At 70.4% G+C, this 24,138-nt stretch carries 16 protein-coding genes and 2 pseudogenes; 9 read left to right on the plus strand and 9 right to left on the minus strand.

Annotation, left to right across the window (positions count from 1 at the left end; all coding sequences use genetic code 11):
• Window positions 1–21 precede the first annotated feature (21 nt).
• Window positions 22–708 carry an Rv3235 family protein gene (locus ACX28W_RS15040; protein WP_458999440.1) on the minus strand — a complete coding sequence of 229 codons (687 nt, stop codon included), beginning with the start codon at window positions 706–708 and terminating at the stop codon, window positions 22–24.
• A gap of 322 nt (window positions 709–1,030) precedes the next feature.
• Between ACX28W_RS15040 and ACX28W_RS15045 the strand changes: the two genes are divergently transcribed.
• On the plus strand, window positions 1,031–1,552 hold the full coding sequence (locus tag ACX28W_RS15045) for a DUF6912 family protein (protein WP_458999441.1): 522 nt from the start codon (window positions 1,031–1,033) through the stop codon (window positions 1,550–1,552).
• A gap of 36 nt (window positions 1,553–1,588) precedes the next feature.
• Entirely contained in the window at window positions 1,589–2,257 is a 669-nt protein-coding gene (locus tag ACX28W_RS15050) for an HAD family hydrolase (RefSeq protein ID WP_458999442.1), read from the plus strand.
• Window positions 2,258–2,438: 181 nt separating this feature from the next.
• Here the strand turns inward: ACX28W_RS15050 and ACX28W_RS15055 are convergent, their stop codons facing one another.
• Window positions 2,439–3,005 carry a DJ-1/PfpI family protein gene (locus ACX28W_RS15055; RefSeq protein ID WP_362084790.1) on the minus strand — a complete coding sequence of 189 codons (567 nt, stop codon included), beginning with the start codon at window positions 3,003–3,005 and terminating at the stop codon, window positions 2,439–2,441.
• Window positions 3,006–3,646: 641 nt separating this feature from the next.
• On the opposite strand from ACX28W_RS15055, the gene ACX28W_RS15060 reads away from it, so the two are divergent.
• The 3 genes from ACX28W_RS15060 (at window position 3,647) to ACX28W_RS15070 (ending at window position 12,761) form a co-directional block, all read left to right on the plus strand.
• Entirely contained in the window at window positions 3,647–8,587 is a 4,941-nt protein-coding gene (locus tag ACX28W_RS15060) for an NAD-glutamate dehydrogenase (protein WP_458999443.1), read from the plus strand.
• A 167-nt stretch (window positions 8,588–8,754) separates the two neighbouring features.
• Window positions 8,755–11,664, plus strand: coding sequence for a bifunctional glycosyltransferase/CDP-glycerol:glycerophosphate glycerophosphotransferase (locus ACX28W_RS15065; RefSeq protein WP_458999444.1), 2,910 nt, complete (start codon window positions 8,755–8,757; stop codon window positions 11,662–11,664).
• The gene (locus ACX28W_RS15070; RefSeq protein ID WP_458999445.1) at window positions 11,661–12,761 is read left to right on the plus strand and encodes a glycosyltransferase family 4 protein; all 1,101 of its coding nucleotides are present in this window, start codon (window positions 11,661–11,663) and stop codon (window positions 12,759–12,761) included. Before ACX28W_RS15065 ends, ACX28W_RS15070 begins: the two co-directional genes overlap by 4 nt.
• 104 nt (window positions 12,762–12,865) lie before the next feature.
• Here the strand turns inward: ACX28W_RS15070 and ACX28W_RS15075 are convergent, their stop codons facing one another.
• Both ACX28W_RS15075 and ACX28W_RS15080 read right to left on the minus strand, forming a co-directional pair.
• Window positions 12,866–13,687, minus strand: coding sequence for an ABC transporter ATP-binding protein (locus tag ACX28W_RS15075; protein WP_362084778.1), 822 nt, complete (start codon window positions 13,685–13,687; stop codon window positions 12,866–12,868).
• Window positions 13,680–14,600: an ABC transporter permease gene (locus ACX28W_RS15080; RefSeq protein ID WP_458999446.1), complete on the minus strand. Its 921-nt coding sequence runs from the start codon at window positions 14,598–14,600 to the stop codon at window positions 13,680–13,682. The genes ACX28W_RS15075 and ACX28W_RS15080 overlap by 8 nt, the downstream gene beginning before the upstream one ends.
• Window positions 14,601–14,774: 174 nt before the next feature.
• Here ACX28W_RS15080 and ACX28W_RS15085 point away from each other — a divergent pair, with 174 nt between their 5' ends.
• Window positions 14,775–15,515, plus strand: a complete 741-nt coding sequence (locus ACX28W_RS15085) for a TetR/AcrR family transcriptional regulator (RefSeq protein ID WP_458999447.1) — start codon at window positions 14,775–14,777, stop codon at window positions 15,513–15,515.
• A 238-nt stretch (window positions 15,516–15,753) separates the two neighbouring features.
• Window positions 15,754–15,942: pseudogene (locus ACX28W_RS15090) on the plus strand (LuxR C-terminal-related transcriptional regulator); the annotation flags it as partial.
• Between the two features lie 120 nt (window positions 15,943–16,062).
• Here the strand turns inward: ACX28W_RS15090 and ACX28W_RS15095 are convergent.
• Window positions 16,063–16,677, minus strand: coding sequence for a TetR/AcrR family transcriptional regulator (locus ACX28W_RS15095; RefSeq protein ID WP_458999448.1), 615 nt, complete (start codon window positions 16,675–16,677; stop codon window positions 16,063–16,065).
• Window positions 16,678–16,794: 117 nt separating this feature from the next.
• On the opposite strand from ACX28W_RS15095, the gene ACX28W_RS15100 reads away from it, so the two are divergent.
• Window positions 16,795–17,736 carry an oxidoreductase gene (locus ACX28W_RS15100; RefSeq protein WP_458999449.1) on the plus strand — a complete coding sequence of 314 codons (942 nt, stop codon included), beginning with the start codon at window positions 16,795–16,797 and terminating at the stop codon, window positions 17,734–17,736.
• Window positions 17,737–17,818: 82 nt separating this feature from the next.
• Here the strand turns inward: ACX28W_RS15100 and galE are convergent, their stop codons facing one another.
• From galE to ACX28W_RS15115, 3 genes are all read right to left on the minus strand, one after another.
• Window positions 17,819–18,799 carry a UDP-glucose 4-epimerase GalE gene (gene galE, locus ACX28W_RS15105; RefSeq protein ID WP_458999450.1) on the minus strand — a complete coding sequence of 327 codons (981 nt, stop codon included), beginning with the start codon at window positions 18,797–18,799 and terminating at the stop codon, window positions 17,819–17,821.
• 101 nt (window positions 18,800–18,900) lie between these two features.
• The gene (locus ACX28W_RS15110; protein ID WP_458999451.1) at window positions 18,901–20,520 is read right to left on the minus strand and encodes a glycosyltransferase family 2 protein; all 1,620 of its coding nucleotides are present in this window, start codon (window positions 20,518–20,520) and stop codon (window positions 18,901–18,903) included.
• Window positions 20,517–21,806 carry a glycosyltransferase 87 family protein gene (locus ACX28W_RS15115; protein ID WP_458999452.1) on the minus strand — a complete coding sequence of 430 codons (1,290 nt, stop codon included), beginning with the start codon at window positions 21,804–21,806 and terminating at the stop codon, window positions 20,517–20,519. The genes ACX28W_RS15110 and ACX28W_RS15115 overlap by 4 nt, the downstream gene beginning before the upstream one ends.
• A gap of 315 nt (window positions 21,807–22,121) precedes the next feature.
• Between ACX28W_RS15115 and ACX28W_RS15120 the strand changes: the two are divergent.
• Window positions 22,122–22,496 (plus strand): annotated as a pseudogene (locus ACX28W_RS15120) (glycosyltransferase family 39 protein); the annotation flags it as partial.
• 1,050 nt (window positions 22,497–23,546) lie between these two features.
• Here the strand turns inward: ACX28W_RS15120 and ACX28W_RS15125 are convergent.
• The gene (locus ACX28W_RS15125) at window positions 23,547–24,119 is read right to left on the minus strand and encodes a MarR family winged helix-turn-helix transcriptional regulator (protein ID WP_458999588.1); all 573 of its coding nucleotides are present in this window, start codon (window positions 24,117–24,119) and stop codon (window positions 23,547–23,549) included.
• Between the last annotated feature and the right edge of the window lie 19 nt (window positions 24,120–24,138).

Raw genomic sequence — 24,138 nt, forward strand, 5'->3', positions numbered from 1 at the left:
GTGTCCGGCCCTTCGCGTTGCTCAGTCGTCGTCCCGGCGGGGCATGCGGGGGCCGCCCAGCTCCACCGCGGTGCAGCGCCAGCGGAGGTCGGGGCCCTGTTCCAGACGGAAGGCCATCGCGCGGAGCTGGTCGCCGGCGCCGATGCGGGCGAAGGCCTCGATCGCACCGGGGCGTGGGACGTAGTAGCCGATGTCGCGGACGACCGGGCGGGTGCCGCGGGCGCGCAGGGGACCGCGTTCGGCGAGCCAGGCCAGTTCGTCGTAAGCCCGGCCCGCGGTGTGGCGCAGCATGCAGTGCACGGGGCGGTGGCCGCTGAGCACCGCGAGGAGGCGGTCGGCGAAGAGGTCGGTGGGGCGGGGCTGGGGAGCGGGTCCCTGCGGGGGTGTGGCGGGCCTGGTGAGCGGCGGGGCGCCGGTCGGCGAGGGTGAGGGTGCGGGTGCCGGTACGGGGGCCGGTGGTGGGGCACTGGTCGGGGCCGTCGGTGGGCGGCCTGCGGTCGCCGGCGCGGAGAGGCGGTGGGTGGTGGGGGGTGCCGTGCGGAAGGTGGCTGCGGCTGGGGGCGATGGCGGTGGGCCCTCTCCCGGCGTTGGACGGGGGGTGCCCGTGCCTGGGGCGCGGGGTGGGGTGCTGGCGGGGCGGCGGGTGTCGTGACGACCGGGCGGGCGGGCTCCCGGGTGGCGCTTCGTCCTGGTCATCACCTTGTTCATGCGTGGTCCCCGCTCGCTGCGGCCCGGTTGGTACCGGGCGGTAACTTTCGTGTTGGGGATCTTCTACGAGGCGGGAGTGGGCCTCGGCAAGGACGTCCGACGCGCGTCGGGGCGGCAGGGAGGTTCACCTATCAGGGTGACAGGCAAGGGCGGGATCCTTGGCGGGGCCAGGGTGTACCGGGTGAATCGCGGGCCTGGGGTGGACGCCGCACGGCGTATAACCCGGGACCCGAAAGGGGACGCCCGCACGTATCCTGAAGGCTCTCCCGGAAGGCGCCGTAACGCCCTTCTCGGAGCCCTCCGACTACGAAAGCGGCCAGCCATGCGCGTCTACGTCCCCCTGACCCTCTCCGGTCTCGCCGAGGCGTACAAGGCGGGGGAGCTGGGAGCGGGACCGTTCGTCGCGTACGCCGTCACGCCCGCGTTGCGCGAGTGGTATCTCTCCGACGACATCGAGGAGCTCGAGTACGCGGCGCTGAACCGGGCCGCGCAGGCCTCGTTGCGGTTGCTCGCGGGAGAGCCGGGAACCGTGCGGCGCCGGGTCGTCCTCGCGGTCGACGTTCCCGACCGGGCCGCGGTCGCCGATCCCGACCGGGGGCTGGATTCGGCGGCGCTCGGTGAGGTGCGGGTGTCCGGGGCCGGGGCCGTGCCCTTGGCCAAGGCGGCCGCGGTGCACGTCGACGCCGATGACGCCGAGGAGGATGTCGCCGCTGCCGTGGCGGCGTTGGGGGCGGCCGATCACGGGGACGACGACGCGCAGTTCATCGTGGGCGGGGCCGAGGATCACGAGCTGTTGTGGTTCGCGACGCAGGAGATTCCCCACCTGGTGGGGTTGGGAGACTGAGGGCCCGTTGTCAGCGCGGGCGGGTACGTTCTTGGTATGGGGAAGCACGGAGCAGCAGCGCACATCGTGTGGGACTGGAACGGGACTCTGTTCCACGACAATGCCGCGATCATCGGGGCGACGAACGCCGCGTTCGCCGAGTTGGGGCTGGAGCCGATCACGCTGGAGCGCTACCGGGCGTTGTACTGCGTGCCGGTGCCGAAGTTCTACGAGCGGCTGATGGGGCGGCTGCCGACGGACGCCGAGTGGCAGATCATGGACGAGACCTTCCATCGGTACTACGCGGAGCATCGCACCACGTGCGAGCTCACCGAGGGGGCGGCGGGGCTGCTCGCCGAGTGGCGGTCGGCGGGGCGGAGCCAGTCGCTGCTGAGCATGTACGTGCATGAGGAGCTGGTTCCGTTGGTGCGGGGGTTCGGCATCGAGCCGCACTTCGTACGGGTGGACGGGCGGACCGGACCGTCCGGCGGCAGCAAGGCCGAGCACATGGTGCGGCACATAGGTTCACTCGCGGGTGTGGATCCGGAGCGCACGGTGGTGATCGGGGACGCCGCCGACGACGCGGTCGCTGCCCTGCACGTGGGCGCGCGGGCCGTGCTCTACACCGGCGGATCCCACGGCCGCGCCAGCCTCGAAGGGGTCGGCGTGCCCGTGGTGGACAGCCTGGCGGAGGCGGTCGAGGAGGCCGAGCGGCTGGCGGCCTGATCGGCCTGGCTGGTCCAGCGGGCCACCGGCCTGGCTTGCCCTGCGGCGTGGACCCGCTCGACGCGGTGGAGCTGTAGGGCAGGCGTCCCGCCGCTTTCGTGTCGGCAGCAATGAAGAAGAAGGGGCGTTGCGGCTGCCCTCGTCGGCGGGGCAGCCGCACACTGTCCGCCTGCAGCCGAGCTCAGCTCACCGGCGCCTTCGCGCGCAGCACCGTGAGGAACTCGCGCATCCAGCCGGAGTGGTCCGGCCAGGCGCGGGCGGAGACGAGCGTGCCGTCGACCACCGCCTCCGCGTCGTGGAAGGTGGCGCCGGCTGCCTGCATGTCGAGCTCCAGCGCCGGGTACGCCGTGACGCGGCGGCCGCTCAGGGCGTCGACGGCCGCCGTCAGGAGGGGGCCGTGGCAGATCTGGGCCACCGGCTTGTCCGTGTCGAAGAAGGACTTGAGGATCTTGCGGAGTTCGGGGTCGTTGCGGAGGTACTCGGGAGCACGGCCGCCGGGGATGACCAGGGCGGCGTACTGGCCGGGGTCGACGTCGGCGAACGCGAGGTCGGCGGGCCAGGTGTAGCCGGGCTTCTCCGTGTACGTGTCGAAGCCGGGCTCGAAGTCGTGGATGACGAAGCGGAGTTTCTTGCAGGTGGGGGCCGCGATGTGGACCTCGTACCCTTCCTCGCGCAGGCGCTGGTAGGGATACAGGACCTCCAGTGACTCCGCGGCGTCGCCGGTGACGATCAGGATCTTCGCTGACATGTCGGTGTCGCTCCCTTCAAGCAGGGCTTCACGCAGGACTTCGAGCAGTGCTTCACGCAGTGCTCATGCAGTGCTCATGCAGTGCTCACGCAGTGCTCACGCAGTGCTTCCGCAGGGCTCCAGCCGCAGCACCCCGGACAAGCCGTACCGCACCTCCATGCAAGCCGCACCTCGCAGGGCAATGCAAGCCGCACTGCACGTTGTCGTCCCTTTCGTCCCTGTGCAGAGTGTCAAAGTTCGACCCCCGGTTTTGTACACATACGGCTCATGACGGGGCCCGGGTGGGGAGCGATAGCCTGGTGGCGTGATCAGCGCGATATCTCGCGGGGGCATCGCTGCCCCTGCCCTGCGCCCGAACAGCACGGAAGACATCCGTGGCCGGGCGGCGGTCGCTGATCCTCGCGGGCGGGACGGGACGGCAGACGCAGTCCGTACGCCGAGGAAACCCCGGGTTCTGGAGACGCGGAGATCAGCGTCACAGTCGCCGCGGGCGCCGAAAATGGCCGATAAACCCCCGCTCATCTCTCCATGCGGCATAGCGTCGAACCAGACCGGACACCCCGTGTCGTGGCGTTATGTCGGAGAAGCGACCGTACTTCCTTCTACGTCACGCAACGGCGCGCGACAGGAGCCAGAGGACAATGCAGACCAAGCTGGACGAAGCCAAGGCCGAGCTGCTCGAGAGGGCTGCCCGGGTAGCTGAGAACAGCCCGGTCGGGGTGCACCTACCGACTGGGACGACGGGCGAGGGCACTCCTGACCGGGACACCGTGCTCGCGTTCCTCCAGCTCTACTACCTGCACACCGCCCCGGAGGACCTGACCGACCGTGACCCGGTCGACATCTTCGGAGCCGCCGTCTCGCACTACCGACTGGCCGAGAATCGCCCACAGGGCACGGCCAATGTGCGGGTCCACACGCCGACCGTCGAGGAGAACGGCTGGACGTGCAGCCACTCCGTCGTCGAGGTCGTGACCGACGACATGCCCTTCCTCGTCGACTCGGTCACCAATGAACTGTCCCGGCAGGGGCGCGGGATCCATGTCGTCATCCACCCACAGGTCGTCGTACGGCGTGAACTGACCGGCAAGCTCATCGAGGTGCTGCCGGGCCGGCCCATCGCGGAGGAGCTTCCGCACGACGCGCACATCGAGTCCTGGATCCACGTCGAGATCGACCGCGAGACCGACCGCGCCGATCTGAAGCAGATCACCGCCGATCTGCTGCGCGTCCTGTCCGACGTCCGCGAGGCCGTCGAGGACTGGGAGAAGATGCGCGACGCCGCGCTGCGCATCGCCGAGGAGCTGCCCAAGGAGCCGACCGCGGACGACCTGCGGGACCAGGAGGTCGAGGAGGCCCGGGAGCTGCTGCGCTGGCTCGCGGCCGACCACTTCACCTTCCTGGGCTACCGGGAGTACGAGCTGCGGGACGACGACTCGCTGGCCGCCGTACCCGGGACCGGACTCGGCATCCTGCGCGCCGACCCGCACCACGCCGGCGAGGACAGCCACCCGGTCAGCCCGTCCTTCGAGCGGCTGCCCGCCGACGCCCGTGCCAAGGCCCGTGAGCACAAGCTCCTCGTCCTGACGAAGGCGAACAGCCGGGCCACCGTGCACCGCCCCTCCTACCTCGACTACATCGGTGTGAAGAAGTTCGACGCCGACGGCAATGTCATCGGCGAGCGGCGTTTCCTGGGCCTGTTCTCCTCGGCCGCGTACACCGAGTCCGTGCGGCGTGTGCCCGTCGTCCGCCGCAAGATCGAGGAGGTCCTGCGCGGCGCCGGGTTCTCGCCCAACAGCCACGACGGCCGGGACCTGCTCCAGATCATGGAGACGTACCCGCGCGACGAGATCTTCCAGACGCCCCCCGACGAGCTGCGTTCCATCGTCACCAGCGTCCTGTACCTCCAGGAGCGGCGGCGGCTGCGGCTCTACCTGCGCCAGGACGAGTACGGGCGCTACTACTCGGCCCTCGTCTACCTCCCGCGAGACCGCTACACCACCGGCGTACGCCTCAGGATCATCGACATCCTGAAGGAGGAACTCGGCGGCACCAGCGTCGACTTCACGGCCTGGAACACCGAGTCGATCCTCTCCCGGCTGCACTTCGTGGTCCGGGTCCCGCAGGGCACCGAGCTGCCACAGCTCAGCGATGTGGACAAGGAGAGGATCGAGGCGCGGCTCGTCGAGGCCGCCCGCTCCTGGGCCGACGCCTTCGCCGAGGCGCTGAACGCCGAGTGCGGCGAGGAGCGCGCGGCCGAGCTGCTGCGCCGGTACGGCAACGCCTTCCCCGAGGGCTACAAGGCCGATCACACCCCGCGCGCCGCCGTTGCCGACCTGGTCCACCTCGAAGCGCTCACGCAGGACGAGAGCAAGGACTTCGCGCTCAGCCTCTACGAGCCGGTGAACGCCGGTGCAGGCGAGCGCCGCTTCAAGATCTACCGCACCGGCGAGCAAGTCTCGCTCTCCGCGGTCCTCCCGGCCCTCAACCGCCTCGGCGTCGAGGTCACCGACGAGCGCCCGTACGAGCTGCGCTGCGCGGACCGGACGACCGCCTGGATCTACGACTTCGGGCTGCGCCTGCCCAAGTCCCTGATCCACAACGGCGACTCCCTCGGCGACGACGGCCGCGAGCGTTTCCAGCAGGCCTTCGCCGCCACCTGGACCGGGCAGGCCGAGAACGACGGCTTCAACGCCCTGGTGCTGAGCGCCGGGCTGAACTGGCGCCAGGCGATGGTGCTGCGCGCGTACGCCAAGTACCTGCGCCAGGCCGGCTCCACGTTCAGCCAGGACTACATGGAGGACACCCTCCGCAACAACGTCCACACCACCCGGCTGCTGATCTCGCTGTTCGAGGCGCGGATGTCGCCGGAGCGCCAGCGCGCCGGTGTCGAGATCACCGACGCCCTGACGGAGGAGCTGGATCTGGCGCTCGACCAGGTGGCCAGCCTGGACGAGGACCGGATCCTGCGTTCCTTCCTCACCGTCATCAAGGCGACCCTGCGCACCAACTTCTTCCAGGAGACGGTGCGCGGTACGCCGCACGAGTACGTCTCCATGAAGTTCGACCCGCAGGCCATCCCGGATTTGCCGGCGCCGCGACCGGCGTACGAGATCTGGGTGTACTCGCCGAAGGTGGAAGGCGTGCACCTGCGGTTCGGGAAGGTCGCGCGCGGTGGTCTGCGCTGGTCCGACCGGCGTGAGGACTTCCGGACGGAGATCCTGGGGCTGGTCAAGGCGCAGATGGTGAAGAACACCGTCATCGTGCCGGTCGGCGCCAAGGGCGGCTTCGTCGCCAAGCAGCTGCCCGACCCGTCCGTGGACCGCGACGCCTGGCTGGCGGAAGGCATCCGCAGCTACAAGACGTTCATCTCGGCGCTGCTCGACATCACCGACAACATGGTCGCCGGTGAAATCGTGCCGCCCGTGGAGGTCGTACGGCACGACGGCGACGACACCTATCTCGTCGTCGCCGCCGACAAGGGCACCGCGACGTTCTCGGACATCGCCAACGAGGTCGCGCAGAGCTACAACTTCTGGCTCGGCGACGCGTTCGCGTCCGGCGGCTCCGCCGGTTACGACCACAAGAAGATGGGCATCACCGCCCGCGGCGCCTGGGAGTCGGTGAAGCGGCACTTCCGGGAGCTGGGCGTGAACACCCAGACCGAGGACTTCACCGTGGTCGGCGTCGGCGACATGTCCGGTGACGTGTTCGGCAACGGCATGCTGCTCAGCGAGCACATCCGCCTCGTCGCCGCCTTCGACCACCGGCACATCTTCATCGACCCGCACCCGGACGCGGAGACGTCGTACGCCGAGCGCCGCCGCCTCTTCGAACTTCCGCGCTCCAGCTGGGCCGACTACAACACCGAGCTGATCTCGTCCGGCGGCGGCGTCTTCCCGCGTACCGCCAAGGCGATCCCGGTCAACGCGCACATCCGTGAGGCCCTCGGCATCGAGCCCGGCATCCTGAAGATGACCCCGGCCGACCTGATGAAGGCGATCCTCAAGGCGCCGGTCGACCTGCTGTGGAACGGCGGCATCGGTACGTACGTGAAGTCGTCCCACGAGACGCACGCGGACGTCGGCGACAAGGCCAACGACGCCATCCGCGTCGACGGCGCCGACCTGCGCGTCAAGGTCGTCGGCGAGGGCGGCAACCTGGGCCTGACCCAGCTCGGCCGGATCGAGTTCGCCCAGCACGGCGGCAGGATCAACACGGATGCCATCGACAACAGCGCGGGTGTGGACACCTCCGACCACGAGGTGAACATCAAGATCCTGCTCAACGCGGTGGTGGCCAACGGCGACCTGACCGTCAAGCAGCGCAACAAGCTGCTCGCCGAGATGACCGACGAGGTCGGCGCCCTGGTCCTGCGCAACAACTACGCGCAGAACGTGGCGATCGCCAACGCGCTCGCCCAGTCCCCGAGCATGCTCCACGCCCAGCAGCGCTTCCTGCGCCATCTGGTCAGGGAGGGCCATCTCGACCGGGCCCTGGAGTTCCTGCCCACCGAGCGGCAGATCCGCGAGCGGCTCAACTCCGGACAGGGCCTGACCGGTCCGGAGACGGCCGTCCTCCTCGCGTACACGAAGATCACGGTCGCCGACGCGCTGCTCGCCACCTCGCTGCCCGACGACCCGCATCTGCAGAGGCTGCTGTCCGCGTACTTCCCGACGGCGCTGCGCGAGAACTTCCGCGAGCAGATCGACGGGCACGCGCTGCGCCGTGAGATCGTGACGACCGTCCTGGTCAACGACACGGTCAACACGGGCGGTACGAGCTTCCTGCACCGCCTGCGTGAAGAGACCGGCGCATCGCTGGAGGAGATCGTCCGGGCGCAGACCGCGGCCCGCGCGATCTTCGAGTCGAGCACGGTGTGGGACGCGGTCGAGGGGCTCGACAATGTCGTCGACGCGGGCGTCCAGACCCGCGTCCGGCTGCACTCGCGCCGCCTCGTCGAGCGCGGCACGCGCTGGCTACTAAACAACCGGCCGCAGCCGCTCCAGCTCGCCGAGAACATCTCCTTCTTCCGGGAGGGGGTCGCACAGGTGTGGGGCGAGCTGCCCAAGCTGCTGCGTGGCGCGGACCTGGAGTGGTACCAGCGGATCTACGAGGAGCTGGTGGGGGCCGGCGTCCCGGAGGAGCTCGCCACGCGGGTGGCCGGGTTCTCCTCCGCCTTCCCGACGCTGGACATCGTCGCGGTGGCCGACCGTACGGGCAAGAACCCGATGGCCGTCGCCGAGGTCTACTACGACCTCGGCGACCGCCTGGGCATCACCCAGCTCATGGACCGCATCATCGAGCTGCCGCGCGCCGACCGCTGGCACTCCATGGCCCGCGCCTCGATCCGCGAGGACCTGTACGCGACCCACGCGGCGCTCACCGCCGACGTCCTGTCCGTCGGTAACGGCACCTCGACTCCCGAGCAGCGCTTCAAGGCCTGGGAGGAGGCGAACGCGGCGATCCTCGGCCGCGCCCGCACCACCCTGGAGGAGATCCAGAGCTCGGACTCGTTCGACCTGGCGAATCTGTCGGTGGCGATGCGCACGATGCGGACGCTGTTGCGGACGCCTTCGTAGGTCGTCATTCGCAGGTCGTACGGTTCGTACATCTCGTACGTCGATGGGGCGCCCCCGGCCATCAAGGCCGGGGGCGCCCCCGTTCGCGTACGCCCTTCAGGTGATTTCACACGCGAAGGACGGTCGGTAACACGGTATGACTGTCCGCTTTGTCTACGATTAGTGAGATGAGCGTAGATCCCGCCCTGTCCGGCGTCTCCGTATCCGTCGTCGTCATCGTCTACAACGACGCCGCCCGGCTGGCCACGGCCGTGCGCTCCGTCCTCGACCAGACGCTGCGGAGCGTCGAGGTGGTCATCGTCGACGACCGGAGCACGGACGGTTCGTACGAGGTGGCGCGGCGGCTGGCCGCAGAGCATCCGGGCCGGGTGCGCCCCTTCCAGCTGCCCGAGAACAGCGGCGGCTGCGGTGCCCCCCGCAACCACGGCATCCAGCAGGCCCGCGGCGACTACGTCCTCTTCCTCGACAGCGACGATGTGCTGGAGCGCAACGCCTGCCGCAACATGCTGGAGGCGGCCGAGACCACCGGCGCCGACCTCGTTTCCGGCCTGTGCGTCCGGGTGCATGTCGACTCGCGCACGCGAAAGGAGGTCAAGTGGTACCCCTGGCTGTACGAGAGCACCCGCACCCTTGAGTCGATCTCCGAGCTGCCGGACCTGCTGGTCTTCGACACCCTGTCGACGAACAAGTGCTACCGCAGGCGGTTCCTGCTGGATGAGGGGCTGGAGTTTCCCGTCGGGATCCACTACGAGGACCTGCTCTTCTCCGCGCGGGCGTATGTGGCCGCCCGCCGCATCACCCTCATCCCCAACCGCGTCTACGACTGGAGAGTCGTCGAGAAGTCGGCGGCGAAGTCGATCAGCAACCGGCGCGACGAGATCGCCAACTTCGCGCACCGCATGGAGATCCACCGCAGGATCGACCACCTCCTCGCCGACAACGGCCTGTTGGAGCTGAAGTTCGCCAAGGACGTCAAGTGGCTCAAGCACGACCTGGTGCTGCACCTGCGCGAGCTGCCGTTCCGGGACGCGTCCTACCGGTCGGAGTTCGCGGCGATCGCCCGCGAGTACCTGGAGTCGATCGACCGCGCCGCCTTCGACGAGGCCGAGCCCATCCATGCGATCTGCGGCTATCTCCTCCAGCGGGGCGACTGGGCGAACCTGCTGCCGGCCGTGGACACGCTCAACAACCGCGACAAGATCTCCGCGCCGCTCGTCGAGCGCGACGGACGGGTGTACTGGTGCGCGGAGCACATCGACGACGACCCCTTCGGCCGGCATGTCCTGGACGTCACCGAGCTCGGCTACCACGCCAGGCCGGTCGAGCGGATGTTCCTGCGCAACGCCCTGACCGCCTACGAGGAGACCGGCGGCACGGTCAGGCTGGCCGGGCGCGTCATCAACCCGCTCGGCCTGATCCCGCCCGGCGCACGGCTCTCCGGGGAACTGGAGTTCTACGCCCGCAGGCTCGGCGTGCGCTTCCAGACCTTCCGCTTCCCCGTGGCCACCGTGCGGCACGAGGGCGGGACGATCGCCTGGGAGGCCGCGGCCGACCTCGCGAAGAGGCTGCGGCCACTGGGCATCGTGGACGCCGTGTGGGACGTACGACTCCACCTCGACGTCGGCATCGACGGTGACGGCGTACCCGCCACGACCGCACGGACCACGACCCGGCTCACTGCCACCGAACCCGGTCTGGTCGCCGGGCAGTTGGCCATCCGCCCTCGGCTGACCCGGCTGGTCGCCGACCATATGGAGCCGGTGGTCTCCTCCCGCGGTCACCTCTCCTTCCGGCTCGTCCCGGGCAAGAAGGCCGACGAGCTGGTCCAGCGCGGTGTGCACGGCCCGCCCGGGCGGCTCGCCAGGTCCGGCTACGGCAAGGCCAAGGACCTGCGCAAGAAACTCTCCTCCGGCGACACCAAACTCCGCCTGTACCACGAGGTGTTCAGCCGCCTGCCCATCAAGAAGGGCCTCGTCGTCTTCGAGAGCCACCTGGGCCGCCAGTACAGCGACAGCCCCAAGGCGATCTACGAGGAGATGCGCCGTCAGGGCCTGGAGTTCGAGGCGGTGTGGTCGTACGCGGACACCCCCCGGGGCTTCCCCGCCGACGCCACCCTGGTGCGCCGCTGGTCGCTGCGCTACCTCAACGCCCTCGCGCGGGCCGAGTTCTGGATCGACAACCAGGGCTACCCGCTGAAGGCCACCAAGCGGCCCGAGACCACGTACATCCAGACCTGGCACGGCTCGGCGCTCAAGCGGATGGGTTTCGACGAGCCCGAGTGGAAGCTCAGGTCCCGGGCCGCGCAGGCGGAGCGGCAGCGCACCCTGGACCGCTTCGACCGGTTCCTGATCCGCTCCGAGCACGATGTGCGCACCCTCGCACGGGCGTTCCGGCTCCAGGAGCGGGCGCTGCTGCGGGTGGGCTATCCGCGCAACGACGCGCTCCTGCGGGCCAAGGAGTGCGAGGACGCGTCCGGTTGGCGTGAACGCGGGCCGCTGGCCACGAAGTTGGGTATCCCGGGCGACAAGGAGGTGCTGCTCTACGCCCCGACCTTCCGCCAACACGGCGGAAAACGGCGCCGGTTCGAGCTGCCCTTCGACGTGGAGCGCTTCGCCGACACCTTCGGTGACCGCTATGTCCTCCTCGTCCGCTCGCACTACCTCAACCACATCGTGCTCCCGCCGTCGGTGCGCGGCCGTGTCATCGACGTCACCGCCCGCCACGACATGACGCCGCTGCTGGCCCTCGCCGACGGTCTGATCACCGACTACTCGTCCGTGATGTTCGACTACGCCCTCCTCGACCGGCCGATGCTCTTCTTCGCGTACGACTACGAGGAATACGTGCACGAGGGCCGCGGGACCTACTTCGACCTGCTGGAACGGGCACCCGGGCCGGTCGTCCGCACCGAGGACGAGCTGTACGCGGTGCTCGACTCGCCGGACTCGCTGGAGGAGCAACGGGTGAAGTACGCGGCTTCGCGCGAGCGGTTCGTCGCCGACTTCGGCGAGTACGACAAGGGGAGCGCCGCCCGCGACATCGTCGACCAGTTCTTCGCCCGGTGGAGGCGCGCGTGAGTGCCCATGACGGGAGGGACCTCTTCTTCGTCTCCAACAGCGTCAACGAACTGGGCGGAGTGACCAGTTGGTCGCACCAGATGGCCCGCCTCTTCACCGAGCGGGGGCATCGGGTGCACATCATCGGCATCACCCCGCCCGAGGAGAAGCAGGAGCTCGGCGAGGTTCCGTACCCGATGACGACGCTGTACGACGGTCAGCCACCGCGTCCCGGCCCGGCCCGTGAGGAGAGCATGCGCGAACAGGCCACCAGGCTGACCGCGCTGTTCCGGGAGGCACGCCCCGGCGCCGTCGTGATCGTCACCCAGGTGTGGGCCATGGAGTGGGTGAACCTCGCCGACACCCGTGGCCGCACCGTCATCGGCATGAGCCACGAGTCCTTCAAGTACGCGCGGACGACCTCGCGCTTCCAGCGGGTGCTGCGGCACTACAAGGGCGTCGACCGCATGCTGTCGCTCACCCGCGAGGACGCCGACCTGTGGATCAGGCAGGGCATGAACAACGCCTCCTTCATGCCGAACCCGCTCCCGTTCATGCCCGAGGTGCCCTCGCCCCGCACCGGGAACGTCGTCGTCAGTGTCGGCCGGCTGCACCACCAGAAGGGCATCGACATGCTCCTCGACAGCTGGGCCGAGGTCGCGCCGCGCCACCCCGACTGGACCCTGCGCCTCTACGGCTCCGGCGAGGAGGAGGAGATCCTGCGCAAGCAGTGCACGGCCCTGGGCCTCGACGACTCGGTGGAGTGGAGGGGGCCCACCGGCGATGTGCCGGGCGCCCTGCGCGACGCCTCGGTCTTCGTCCTGCCCTCACGCGGGGAGGGCTTCCCGCTGGCCCTGATGGAGGCCATGGCCGGCGCCCTGCCCTGCGCCGCGTTCGACTGCGCGCCCGGCGTCCACGAGATCGTCCGGGACGGCGAGGACGGACTCCTCGCCGCCCTCGGCAACACCCTCGAACTCGCCCGCAGGCTGGACACGTTGATGTCCGACAAGGAGCTGCGGGACAGGATGGGGGAGGCGGCACGCGTCAACATCCAGCGCTACTCCACGGACGAGATCGTGCGGAGGTGGGAGGACCTGTTCGCGTTCCTGGAGCGCTGAGACGCCCGACAGGGGCGCCGGGCTGTGACATGTGCGGCTCCGCCGCCTGGGCGCGACCGGCCACACACCACCCGCACGGTGACGACTCGCCGTTCCCCGGGTCCCTATTTACCGGTGAACTTCTCGTACTCCTTCAGCACTTCCTCCGTGGGCCCGTCCATGCGGAGCTCACCGCGCTCCAGCCACAACACCCGATCACACGTATCCCGGATCGACTTGTTGTTGTGGCTCACCAAGAACACCGAGCCCGCATGCTTGCGCAGCTCACGGATGCGGGCCTCGGACCGCTTCTGGAAGGAGCGGTCGCCGGTCGCCAGGGCCTCGTCGATCAGCAGCACGTCATGGTCCTTGGCGGCGGCGATGGAGAACCGGAGCCGGGCCGCCATACCGGAGGAGTACGTGCGCATCGGGAGGGTGATGAAGTCGCCCTTCTCGTTGATGCCGGAGAAGTCGACGATCTCCTGGTAGCGCTCCTTCACCTGCTCGCGCGACATGCCCATGGCCAGCCCGCCGAGGTAGACGTTGCGCTCGCCGGTGAGGTCGTTCATCAGAGCCGCGTTGACGCCCAGCAGTGAGGGCTGACCGTCGGTGTAGATCTTGCCGCTCTCCACCGGGAGGAGGCCCGCGACCGCCTTGAGCAGGGTGGACTTGCCCGAGCCGTTCGTGCCGATCAGACCGATGGCCTCGCCCCGGTACGCCGTGAAGGAGACGCTCTTGACGGCGTGCACCTTGCGCACCCCCGCGGCCTTCTCGGCCTGCTTGCGGCGCACGATGCGGTTGAGGGCGGCGGTGGCGCTGCCGCGGCCCGCGCCGGTGCCGTTGACCCGGTAGACGATGTCGACGCGGTCGGCGATGACGGTGGGGACGCTGTCGGCGTCGGGGGCGCTCACAGGGGCGTCCTTGGTGATCGTGATGGGGTCAGCCACGGCCGTACGTCTCCTCAGCCTTCCAGAAGTAGATGAAACCGCCGACGCCGACGAGCAGCGCCCATCCCGTGGCCAGCGCCCACACGTGGGACGGCAGCTGGTGTGCGTGGAAGCTGTCGATGAGCGCGAACCGCATCAGGTCTATGTAGACGGCCGCGGGGTTGGCCTTCAGCAGGACCAGCACGAAGCTGGGCAGGTCCTTGCCGGCGGTCAGCTTGTCGATGCTCCACATGACGCCCGAGGTGTACATCCAGGTGCGCAGCAGGAAGGGCATGAGCTGCGCGATGTCCGGCGTCTTCGCCCCCATCCGGGCCAGGATCATCGCCATGCCCGCGTTGAACATGAACTGCAGGACCAGGGCGGGGACGGCCAGCACCCAGGACAGGCTCACCGGTACGCCGAAGACGAGCAGGATCACGACCAGCGCGGCCATCGAGAACAGCAGCTGCTGGAGCTGCTGGAGCGCGAGGGAGACCGGCAGCGCGGCCCGCGGGAAGTGCAGGGCACGCACCAGGCCGAGGTTTCCGGAGATGGCCCGGGTGCCCGACAGGATCGAGCTCTGCGTGAACGTCCAGATGAAGACGCCGGTGACCAGGAAGGGGATGTAGTCGGGCACGCCGTGCTTGGTACCGAGCAGGATGCCGAAGATGAAGTAGTAGACCGCCGCGTTCATCAGCGGGGTCATCACCTGCCAGGCCTGGCCGAGCTTCGCCTGGCTGTACTGGGAGGTGAGCCTGGCGGTGGCGAAGGCGGTGATGAAGTGGCGCCGTGCCCACAGCTGGCGAACGTATTCGGGCAGGGACGGGCGGGCGCCGCTGACGGTGAGGCCGTACCGGGCGGCGAGCGCCGTGGGGTCGTCGGTGGGGGGGCCCGGTGTTGCCGTCGGGGGCGGTGTGTGGAGGACCTGGCTCACATCCGCTGCTTTCGCTCGGGGGGGTGGGGGTGCGCGAGGTCCGTCCTTGACGTTTCCTATGCCGTCTTTGCCATCTTCTTACGTCGGGACGGGTCCGTATCGTCGCAACGCGAGACTAGGCCGTTCTTACGTCGGAACGCAACCGTTTCGTCGTAACGGCCTATGCTGGTTCGCATGACGACGAATGGCGACACGACGACCGCACGTGCCGCCGCACGTGCCGCGAGAGGTGCGGCGGGAGGCGCTGGTGGCAGCTCTGGTGGAGGCTCTGCCGGGGGTGCGGCCAGGGGTGCTGCCCGGGGTGCTGCCGGGAAGGCCGCCCCGCGGCGGAGGGCTCCGGCGGGGGCTGCCGTACTGCGAGAGGATGTGACCGAGGCCATTCGGGCCGCCGTCTTCGAGGAACTCGCGGCCGTCGGCTACGCCCGGATGTCCATCGAGGGCATCGCGCGCCGCGCGGGCGTCGGCAAGACGGCGGTGTACCGGCGCTGGCGGTCGAAACTCCACCTGGTCCTCGACCTGGTCTCCGCCGTCGCGGTCCAGGGGCTGCCCGCACCCGACACGGGCTCCCTGGAGGGCGACCTGCGGCTGCTGTACGAGGTCACGTCCCGCGCCCTGCGCCATCCCGTGGCCGGGCAGATCATCCCGGATCTCCAGGCCGAGGCCGCCCGCAATCCCGACATCGCGGAGGCCATGCAGAAGGCGCTACGGGAGGGCCAGCAGGGGGTGGCGAGCGGGATCGTGGCGGCGGCTGCCGCGCGGGGCGAGGTGCGCGAGGGGATCGACCAGGAACTCGCGCTCGACCTCATGTCCGGGCCGCTGTATTGGCGTGCGGTCGTGGTCCGCGGGCCCAAGCTGCCGAAGGGATATCTGGCCAGCCTGGCCCGGGCTACGGCGGCGGCGCTCAGGGCGTTGTGACGCCGGCCTGATCTCGGGTGCCTCAAGCGGCGTGCTGTCCCTGCCCGCGGCCCTTGAGGAGGCTGACGCCCGCGCCGAGGGAGATGACGCCCATACCGACGCCGGTCGCCCCTGTTGATGACCAACCCCGTCGGGGGGCCGACCGTGATCGAGGTGGAGCTGCCGTGCGCGTGGTGACCAGGACAGTGGAGGGGGAGCCGCCGTGCGCGTGGTGATCGCCGAGGACAACGCCCTGCTGCGGGAGGGGATGGTGCTGCTGATGGCGGAGGGGCGCGACAACGCGACCATCGCCAAGGCCCTGGTCGTCACGGAACGCTCCGTCAGCAAGCACATCGGCAACGTCTTCCTGAAGCTGGGCCTGCCGCCGAGCGACAGCGGACACCGCAGGGTGCTGGCCGTGCTGGCGTACCTCAACAGGGAGTCATGAGCGGGCTCGGGTAGGACGCGCCGAGGGCGTCTCCCACGGCGGAGCCGAGGACGGTACCGGCGACGAGGAGGTCACGTCGGTCGGTCATCGGGGCAGCGTACGGGGGTGACGCGGACCGGGTCAGTGTGGCGCGGGGTGGTCCGGTGCGCAGCCTCGGAGGCTGTGGGCGATGACGTTCTCCAGGCCCGCGTCCAGGGTGTCGGCGGGCAGGGTGCTGCTGACGGCGAGGCTCACGAAGCCGCGGAGGGTGCTGAAGAGCGGGATGCCGATGGTTTCCAGGGGGCCCTCGCGCACCTCGCCTCTGCGCTGGCCCTCTGTGATCAGTTTCCCGACCAGGCCTCCCATGCCCTGGGCCGCCTCGCGCAGGGCCTCGGACGCCGCCGGGTCGTGCTTGATGGAGAACATCAGGTCGAGGAGTTCCGCGTTGGTGGTGGCGAAGTCCACATAGGCGCGGGCCAGGGCACCGAACTGATCGGCGAAGGACTCGCCCGCCGACTCTTGCGACGCGGCCAGGGTCGCGATGAGGCGTTCGAAGCCGACCAGCGCCAGCGCGTCCAGCAGGGCCTGCTTGTCCTTGAAGTGGCGGCTCGGGGCGGCATGGCTGACGTCCAGGTCGCGGGCGAGTTCGCGCAGCGAGAGTGCGGCCGGCCCCTTCTCCCTGAGCGTCTCCTCGGCCCGGGCCAGCAGCGCGGCGCGCAGGTCTCCGTGGTGGTAGCGGCGAAGGCGGGTCTGCATGGCCGTCAGTGTATCCGGAATGTGGATGGCGACTACATTGTTGTCGCCGTCAGCATTGTTGTCATTGGCATCATTGTTGGCGTTGACAGCATTGTTGTCGGCGCCTACATTCGTGGCATGGCTACCAAGGACTCGGCTGTCGAGAAGAACAAGAAGAAGTGGAACGTCGGCGACATCGGTGACCAGACCGGCCGTACTGCCGTCGTCACCGGCGCCAACAGCGGGCTCGGCATCGCCACCGTCGACGCCCTGGCCCGAGCCGGAGCCCATGTCGTCCTCGCCGTACGGGACCCGAAGCGCGGCGAGGCGGCCGCCTTCACCGTCAACGGCAGCGTCGAGGTGCGGCGGCTGGATCTGGCGGATCTCGCCTCCGTACGCGAGTTCGCCGCCTCATGGCAGGGCGACCTCGATCTGCTGATCAACAACGCGGGCGTCATGAACATCCCCGAGGCCGTCACCAAGGACGGCTTCGAGATGCAGTTCGGGACGAACCATCTGGGTCACTTCGCGCTGACCAACCTGCTGCTGCCGCATGTCACCGACCGGGTGGTCACCGTGTCCTCGGGGGCGCACAAGATCCCCGGCAGCAATCGCATCCACTTCGAGAACCTGAATCTGACGGGTGAGTACTCACCCATGGCCGCCTACAGCCAGTCCAAGCTCGCCAATCTGCTGTTCACCCTCGAGCTCCAGAGCCGCCTCGCCGCCGCGGGATCGTCCGTACGGGCCCTCGCCGCGCACCCCGGCTGGGCCGCCACCAACCTCCAGAGCCGGGACGCCAGCGTGCTGCGGCGCGCCCTGATGTCGGTGGGCAACCGGTTCATCGCCCAGGACAACAAGGCCGGCGCCCTGCCCACGCTGTACGCCGCCACGGAGGACCTGCCCGGCGCGAGCTATGTCGGACCGGACGGGTTGGGCGAGATGCGCGGCGCACCGGCGCTGGTCGGCCGCTCGGCCGCGGCCAGCGACCCGGTGTCCGCGGTCCGTTTGTGGGCGGCCTCCGAGGAGCTGACCGGCGTCACGTTCCCCGAGCCGGCCGAAGTGGCCCTGTCGGCTTAGGGCCTGTCCGGCGGATCATGCCGCAGACACGGGGCTGATCAGGCTTCGTTGCTTTCCTGCGACCTGTTCCGGCCGGCATCCCCTAGGCGCGCGCCGCGCCCGGGTGCAGCCGGACCCACCCCGCCCACGCCGACGTGATCATGTCCTCGACGTCGTACTTCGCCTTCCAGCCCAGTTCGGCGGCGATGCGGTCGGCCGAGGCGACGACGCGGGCCGGGTCGCCGGGGCGGCGCGGCGTGGTGACCGGAGGGCGGTCGTAGCCGGTGATCGCGTTGATCCGGTCGATCATCTCGCGGACCGAAACGCCTTCCCCGCGGCCGATGTTGAGGGTCAGGGCCCGGCCGCGTGAGCCCCGCAGGGCGCGCGCCGCGGCCACATGGGCCTCCGCCAGATCCACCACGTGGATGTAGTCCCGCACGCACGTCCCGTCGGGCGTCGGGTAGTCGTCGCCGAAGATACGCGGCGGCGCGTACTCGGTGAGCTTCTCGAAGACCATGGGAACGAGGTTGAAGACACCGACGTCCGCGAGTTCGGGCGTCGCCGCTCCCGCCACGTTGAAGTAGCGCAGCGACGCCGTGGACAGGCCTGTCGCGCGGCCCGTCGCGCGGACCAGCCACTCGCCCGCCAGCTTCGTCTCGCCGTACGGGCTCATCGGGACGCAGGGCGTCTCCTCCGTCACCAGGTCCACATCCGGCATGCCGTACACCGCGGCCGAGGAGGAGAACACGAAGGACGGGACGTTTGCCGCCGTCACGGCTTCCAGCAGGACCCGCAGGCCCTCGACGTTCTCGCGGTAGTAGTGCAGCGGGAGCTCCACGGACTCGCCGACCTGCTTCTTCGCGGCCAGGTGGACCACGCCCGTGATCGCGTGGCCCTTGAGCGTTCGGGCCAGCAGATCGGCGTCCAGGGTCGAGCCGACCACCAGCGGTACGCCCGTGGGGATCCGCTCCGCGATGCCTGTGGACAAATCGTCGTAGACCACGGCCTGTTCGCCCGCGTCGCGCATCGCGCGGACGATGTGCGCCCCGATGTAGCCGGCGCCGCCGGTGATCAGCCAGGTCATGTGCGGCCGTCCCCTCGTCAGTGAGCCATGGGTGAGTCAGTGGTGAGCCATTGGTCAGCCATTGGTCAGCCATTGGTCAGGCTGGTGTCGTCGATCGCGTATCAGTGAAGCAGGCGTCGGAGGCGACGGTGTGCCACTTCGGTCATTCCTCGCCATCCGGGCGCGAGGCGCACCGCCAGTGCCCCCGCGCGAGTGCGGTACGGATGCACCAGCAGGACGCCGTGGCGGGCGTCCGGGAGCACGCGGCGGCGCAGCAGGCCCGGCCCGGCGATCGCGTGGGCGGTGACGTGACGGCTCGCCCCGTCGCGGAAACGCAACGTCAGCCGCAGGTCCCAGGTGCCGCGGCCCAGCGCCGACAGCTCCACCGGCGTCTCGGCCGACCAGGTGGCTTGGTCCGGGGCCGGGTCCGGGTCCGGCACGAGGGCGATCTGTCGACCGAGAACCACCCGCCGGCCCTCCTCCCGGTGCACGAACTCGACGTCCGCCACGGCCGGACCGGCCTCCGCGATCCGCCCGTACAACCCGTACATGTCGTGCAGGCGCAGCCGCAGTCGTGCCGCACGCGCGCGTGGCCGTAGTTCCGCGTCGACGGCCGCCGGCAGCTCGTGCACGGGGCGCAGCAGGAGATGGTCCAGCGTGACCTGGGGCAGGTCGTGCGACCAGATGGGCGTGGAGTCGGCGGCGCGGGCGTACGGCGGGCGCAGCCGGGCGGGGCGGGCGGCGAGTTCTGTGAGGCGGGCGAGGTCGCGCGGTTCGGGGGAGGCGAGGACGACGCGGGCGATCAGCCGGCCGGGGGCGGTCGGATTGACGGTGAGGTCGCTCGTGTCGAACGTCGACAGGTACGCGCGCGTGAGATCCCACCACGCGCGCCGGTACTCCGCGCCGCGCAGCTCCAGCTCGCGGGTGTACATGCGCAGTTCGTGGTCGAGGAACTTGGCGTGTGTGGCTCGCGCGAGCCGCTTCTCACCGGAGCCGAGGAGGATCTCGTGGGCGGCCCGGTTCGCCTCGGTCCGGGCCCGCCAGTTGTCGACGTCCGCGCGGTCGAGCGAGAGGGACAGGCGGGCGGCGGTGCGCCGTACATGCCACACGTACACCTTGTCGGGGATCAGCGCGATGCGCGGCCCGGCGGCCAGCACGCGCGCGGTGAACACGAAGTCCTCGTAGGGGTGGCGGCCTTCGGGGAAGCGGATGCCGTGCTCGTGGAGGAAGTCGGTGCGGTACAGCTTGTTGACGCAGAGCGTGTCGTGGACCAGGCGCGGATGCCGGGACGGGTGGTCGATCAGGGCGGGCCTCGCGTACAGCTCGGGCTCCCAGGGGATCTCGCGGCCCGAGGGCAGCTCGCGGCGCACGCACAGGCCCGCCGCGACCTGCGTGCGCTGTTCGAGCGCCGCCGCGCGCAGCGCGTCCACCGCGCCGGGCGGCAGCACGTCGTCGCTGTCCAGGAACATCACGTACGGGGCCCTGGCGGCGTCGATCCCGTCGTTGCGGGGGCTGCCGCAGCCGCCGCTGTTGTCCGGGCGGCGGATGACCCGCAGGCGCGGCTCGGCGGTTGCGAGGCGGTCGAGGAGGTCCGCGCTGCCGTCGGTCGAGCGGTCGTCGACGGCGAGCACCTCCCGGACCGCCGGGCCCTGCGCGAGCGCCGAGCGCACCGCGTCCGTCACATGGGCGGCGTCGTTGTAGCCGATGACGACGACACAGACCTGCGCGTGGTGCGGCTTCACCGGATCAGTTCCGTGCGGGAACGGCGGCGAACGGTGGATTTCACCCCGCCCGTCACGGCAGTGCCGGTTGAGGGAGCGTCAGACACGGGAAGGCCCGACCGCCACAGCCGCGAGAACGACAGCAGCGCCGCCGTCGCCAGCAGACCGTTGCGTACGAGCATCAGCAGGCAGCCCGTCCAGGTGCTGTGGACGACCTCCCCGTACAGGCCGGGATAGGCGACGGAGCCGACCGCGGTCGCCGCCACGATCAGCGCGGCCACCGGGCGTTGCGTGGTGTGCCGCGAGGTCAGGCACACGGCGGACAGGCCGAGCAGCCACACCATGTACTGCGGGCTGATCACCCGGCTCGTCACCGTGAACAGCAGGACGGCGGCGAGCGCGGCGTCGTACGGCGTCGTCGGCGTCCAGCGGCGCGCCCGCGCCCGCCACAGCAGCAGGAGCCCGAAGGCGGCGACCGTGAGGGCGAGCGAGACGGCCGCGACCGCCGGGACGTACGGACCCACGAACTCCATCGCGCCGTACTGGTAGCGCACCCTGCCCGGCCAGCCCGCGTGGCGCGCGAAACCGAGGACCGTGCCGCCCAGCGACTCGATCTGCACGCCCCGGCCGCCCTGCTGGCGCAGGAAGTCCAAGGGGTTGCCGAAGGCCGCCGTCAGGACGGCGAGCAGGCCGGCCGCCGTGACCGCCGCCGACGTCCAGGCCTCCCGTGTCGTATTGCCCCGCGGGGTGCCCAGGAGGGCCAGCGCGGGCCAGACCTTCACCAGGGCGCCGAGCGCGGCGAACGCGCCGCACGCGCGCGTGGAGCGCGTCAACGTCAACAGAGAGATGACGGCGAACGCCGTGACCTGCACGTCGTACCGCGCCAGCGGAATGTGCAGCAGTAGCGGCAGGCCCAGCGTCCACAGCACCGCGCCACGCGGACTGCGGCCAGGCCGGGCGCCCGCGCGCGCGAGTGCCAGCGCGATCACGGCGTCCGCCACGAGCGTGAGCGTCACGAAGGCCTGGACGTACGTCAGGCTCGGCAGCAGCGCGGGCGAGAGCAGCATGGGGGCCGCGCCCGGCGGGTACTGCCACAGCCGGTCACCCGCCGGAAAGGCGCCGTGCGACAGGACGCCGTACCAGCGGAAGTACAGGTGACTCACCTCGCGCGACACCGCGCCGTTGCCCAGCGGGGCGATGTCGTCGTGCGCGAGCAGCCAGAGCATCAGGGCGCGGGTGGCCACCCAGGCGGCGGCGAGAGCGAGCGGGGGGAACCGGCGGTGTCGGGGGCTCTGGTAAGCGCTCATCAAGGCCGGATCGTAAGCTGCACGGATGGCTCATGAGTGCCGATACGCCGTCAATACCGTTCAAAGGTTGGGTAATAGCAAAAAATCGGTCGCATGGTGAGAGTGTTGATGAAGCGGTGCGGCGTCGGCCGCCGGGGGTTCGTGGCGGTGTTGGTGCCCATGCTCGTCATGCTGGCGCTCGGGCTGTGGGGGCTGGACCGCGGCGGCATGTGGCGCGACGAGGCCGCCACCTTCCAGGTCGCGCGGCGTTCGGTCCCGCAGATCTGGCACCTGCTGCACCACGTCGACGCGGTGCACGGCCTGTACTACCTCCTCATGCACGTCGTCCTCGCCCCCGACTTCGGCGAGGTCGCCATCCGGCTTCCCTCGGTCTTCGGCGCCGCCGTGACCGCGGGCCTCGTCGCCGCCCTCGGCGTCCGCCTGTGCCGTCCGCGCGTCGGCCTGTGGGCGGGCCTGCTGTACGCGGTCACGCCCATGACCGGACACTTCGCACAGGAGGGCCGCTCGTACGCGCTCGTCGCGGCCGGCGCGGCGGGGGCGACGCTGCTCCTGGTACGCGCGGTACGCGCGCCGCGTGTCGGGGGCTGGTGGGTGTACGGGGGGACCGTCGCCGTCACCTGCCTGCTGCACGAGTTCGCGGTGCTGCTCCTGCTCGCGCACGCGGCGACCCTGGCGGTGGCGCGGATGCCGTGGCGGGAGTGGCGGCGGTGGGGGTGCGCGGCGGGGGCCGCGGTGCTCGTACTTGCGCCGCTGGTGCTCGTCTCGCACGGGCAGTCCGCCCAGGTCGCGTGGCTGTCGCCGCCGAACGCGGAGAGCGTGGACCGGCTGCTGCGCGCGTTCACCGGGTCGACCGGGCCCGTCCTCGTGCTCTACCTGGCCCTCATCGGCCTCGCGGTGTGCCCGCCCCGCGCGCGACGCGGGGAGGTGACGCTCGCGGCGGTCGCCCTGCCGCTGATGGTGGTCCCGCCCGCGGTGCTGATCACGGTCTCCCGCTTCTGCCCGCTCTACGACCAGCGGTACGTGCTGTACGCCCTGGCGGGGGCGCCGTTGCTGGCCGCGACGGGGGCGGACCGTCTGGCGGGGGCGGTGGCGCGGCTGTGGTCGACGACGGCGGAACCGAGGCTGCGGTTGACAGCGACGGTGTCGCGGCTGCCGTTGGCGAGGCGGGCGTCGAGGCGGGCGTCGAGAGCGCCGCTGGTGAGGCCTCGGGCGCGGCTGCCGTTCGTCGGTCTCGCCGGTGTCCTCGCCATCGCCGCCGCCTTCGCCGTCCAGTTTCCCCTGCTCCGCCAGGACCGTGCCCCCGACCGCCGTCCCGACAACCTCGCCGCGGTCTCCGCCATCGCCGGGCGCGAACTGCGGCCCGGCGACCCGGTGTTGTTCCTGCCGTCGCTCGCGCGACGGTCGGCGCTGGCCTATCCGAAGGGCTTTCACGGGGTGCGCGACATCGCGCTCAGGACGCCCGCGCACGCGTCCGGGACGCTCTACGGGGAGGAGGCGGGCCCGGGCGAGCTGCGCCGCCGGCTTGAGCGGCTCGACCGTGTGTGGGTGGTCGCCGAACCGTTCGCGATGCAGCCGACCTGGTCCGCCCGGACCGCGACCGATCGAACCAAACTCGCCCTGCTCGACGAGGCGTTCACCCTGCGCGAGCAACTCGTCCGCAAGGGCGTCACCCTGCGCTTGTACGTACGCCGACCGTCGTCATGGGCGAGGCCCGTCGGCCCGGGCGAAGGGCAGGCGGCGCTAGTTCAGCGCCCCCTCGTCCGGCGACCCCTCGTCCAGCGGCGCCTCGTCCACCGCCGGCTCCGCCAGGACCCCGTCAGCCAGAACCGCCTCGTCCAGCGCCCTCGTCAGCCGGTCCAGGCGCGTCCGCAGCTCCCGGATCTCGTCCAGCTCGAAGCTCGTCGCGGCGACGACCCGGCGCGGCACGCGCAGCGCGCGCTCGCGCAGGGCGATGCCCTCGTCGGTGAGGTGGACGTGCACGGAGCGCTCGTCGCGGGCGCTGCGCTCACGCCGTACGAGACCGGCCGCCTCCAGTCGCTTGAGCAGGGGGGACAGCGTCCCGGAGTCGAGCCGCAGATGCTCGCCGACCTTCTTCACCGGCAGCTCTCCGTGCTCCCACAGCACCAGCATCACCAGGTACTGGGGGTAGGTGAGCCCCAGATCCTTGAGGATCACCCGGTACACGCTGCCGAAGGCGCGCGACGCGGCGTTCAGGGAGAAGCAGATCTGCTGGTCGAGACGGAGGTAGTCCCCGTCGGCGTCGGGGGGAGACAGGGGCGGGGCCTGGGGGCTCGGGGTCGGCATGGCGGTCATGGATCCAGGATAGCTCTTG

Source organism: Streptomyces sp. SD15, assembly GCF_054462255.1.

What these genes read in the sequence shown, in the direction of transcription:
- ACX28W_RS15060 (WP_458999443.1), top strand. Translation starts at nt 3,647, where the DNA reads ATGCAGACCAAGCTGGACGAAGCCAAGGCCGAGCTGCTCGAGAGGGCT.
- ACX28W_RS15100 (WP_458999449.1), top strand. Translation starts at nt 16,795, where the DNA reads ATGGCTACCAAGGACTCGGCTGTCGAGAAGAACAAGAAGAAGTGGAAC.
- ACX28W_RS15055 (WP_362084790.1), bottom strand. Translation starts at nt 3,005, where the DNA reads ATGTCAGCGAAGATCCTGATCGTCACCGGCGACGCCGCGGAGTCACTG.
- ACX28W_RS15065 (WP_458999444.1), top strand. Translation starts at nt 8,755, where the DNA reads ATGAGCGTAGATCCCGCCCTGTCCGGCGTCTCCGTATCCGTCGTCGTC.
- ACX28W_RS15095 (WP_458999448.1), bottom strand. Translation starts at nt 16,677, where the DNA reads ATGCAGACCCGCCTTCGCCGCTACCACCACGGAGACCTGCGCGCCGCG.
- ACX28W_RS15050 (WP_458999442.1), top strand. Translation starts at nt 1,589, where the DNA reads ATGGGGAAGCACGGAGCAGCAGCGCACATCGTGTGGGACTGGAACGGG.
- ACX28W_RS15040 (WP_458999440.1), bottom strand. Translation starts at nt 708, where the DNA reads ATGAACAAGGTGATGACCAGGACGAAGCGCCACCCGGGAGCCCGCCCG.
- ACX28W_RS15115 (WP_458999452.1), bottom strand. Translation starts at nt 21,806, where the DNA reads ATGAGCGCTTACCAGAGCCCCCGACACCGCCGGTTCCCCCCGCTCGCT.
- galE (WP_458999450.1), bottom strand. Translation starts at nt 18,799, where the DNA reads ATGACCTGGCTGATCACCGGCGGCGCCGGCTACATCGGGGCGCACATC.
- ACX28W_RS15045 (WP_458999441.1), top strand. Translation starts at nt 1,031, where the DNA reads ATGCGCGTCTACGTCCCCCTGACCCTCTCCGGTCTCGCCGAGGCGTAC.
- ACX28W_RS15085 (WP_458999447.1), top strand. Translation starts at nt 14,775, where the DNA reads ATGACGACGAATGGCGACACGACGACCGCACGTGCCGCCGCACGTGCC.
- ACX28W_RS15125 (WP_458999588.1), bottom strand. Translation starts at nt 24,119, where the DNA reads ATGACCGCCATGCCGACCCCGAGCCCCCAGGCCCCGCCCCTGTCTCCC.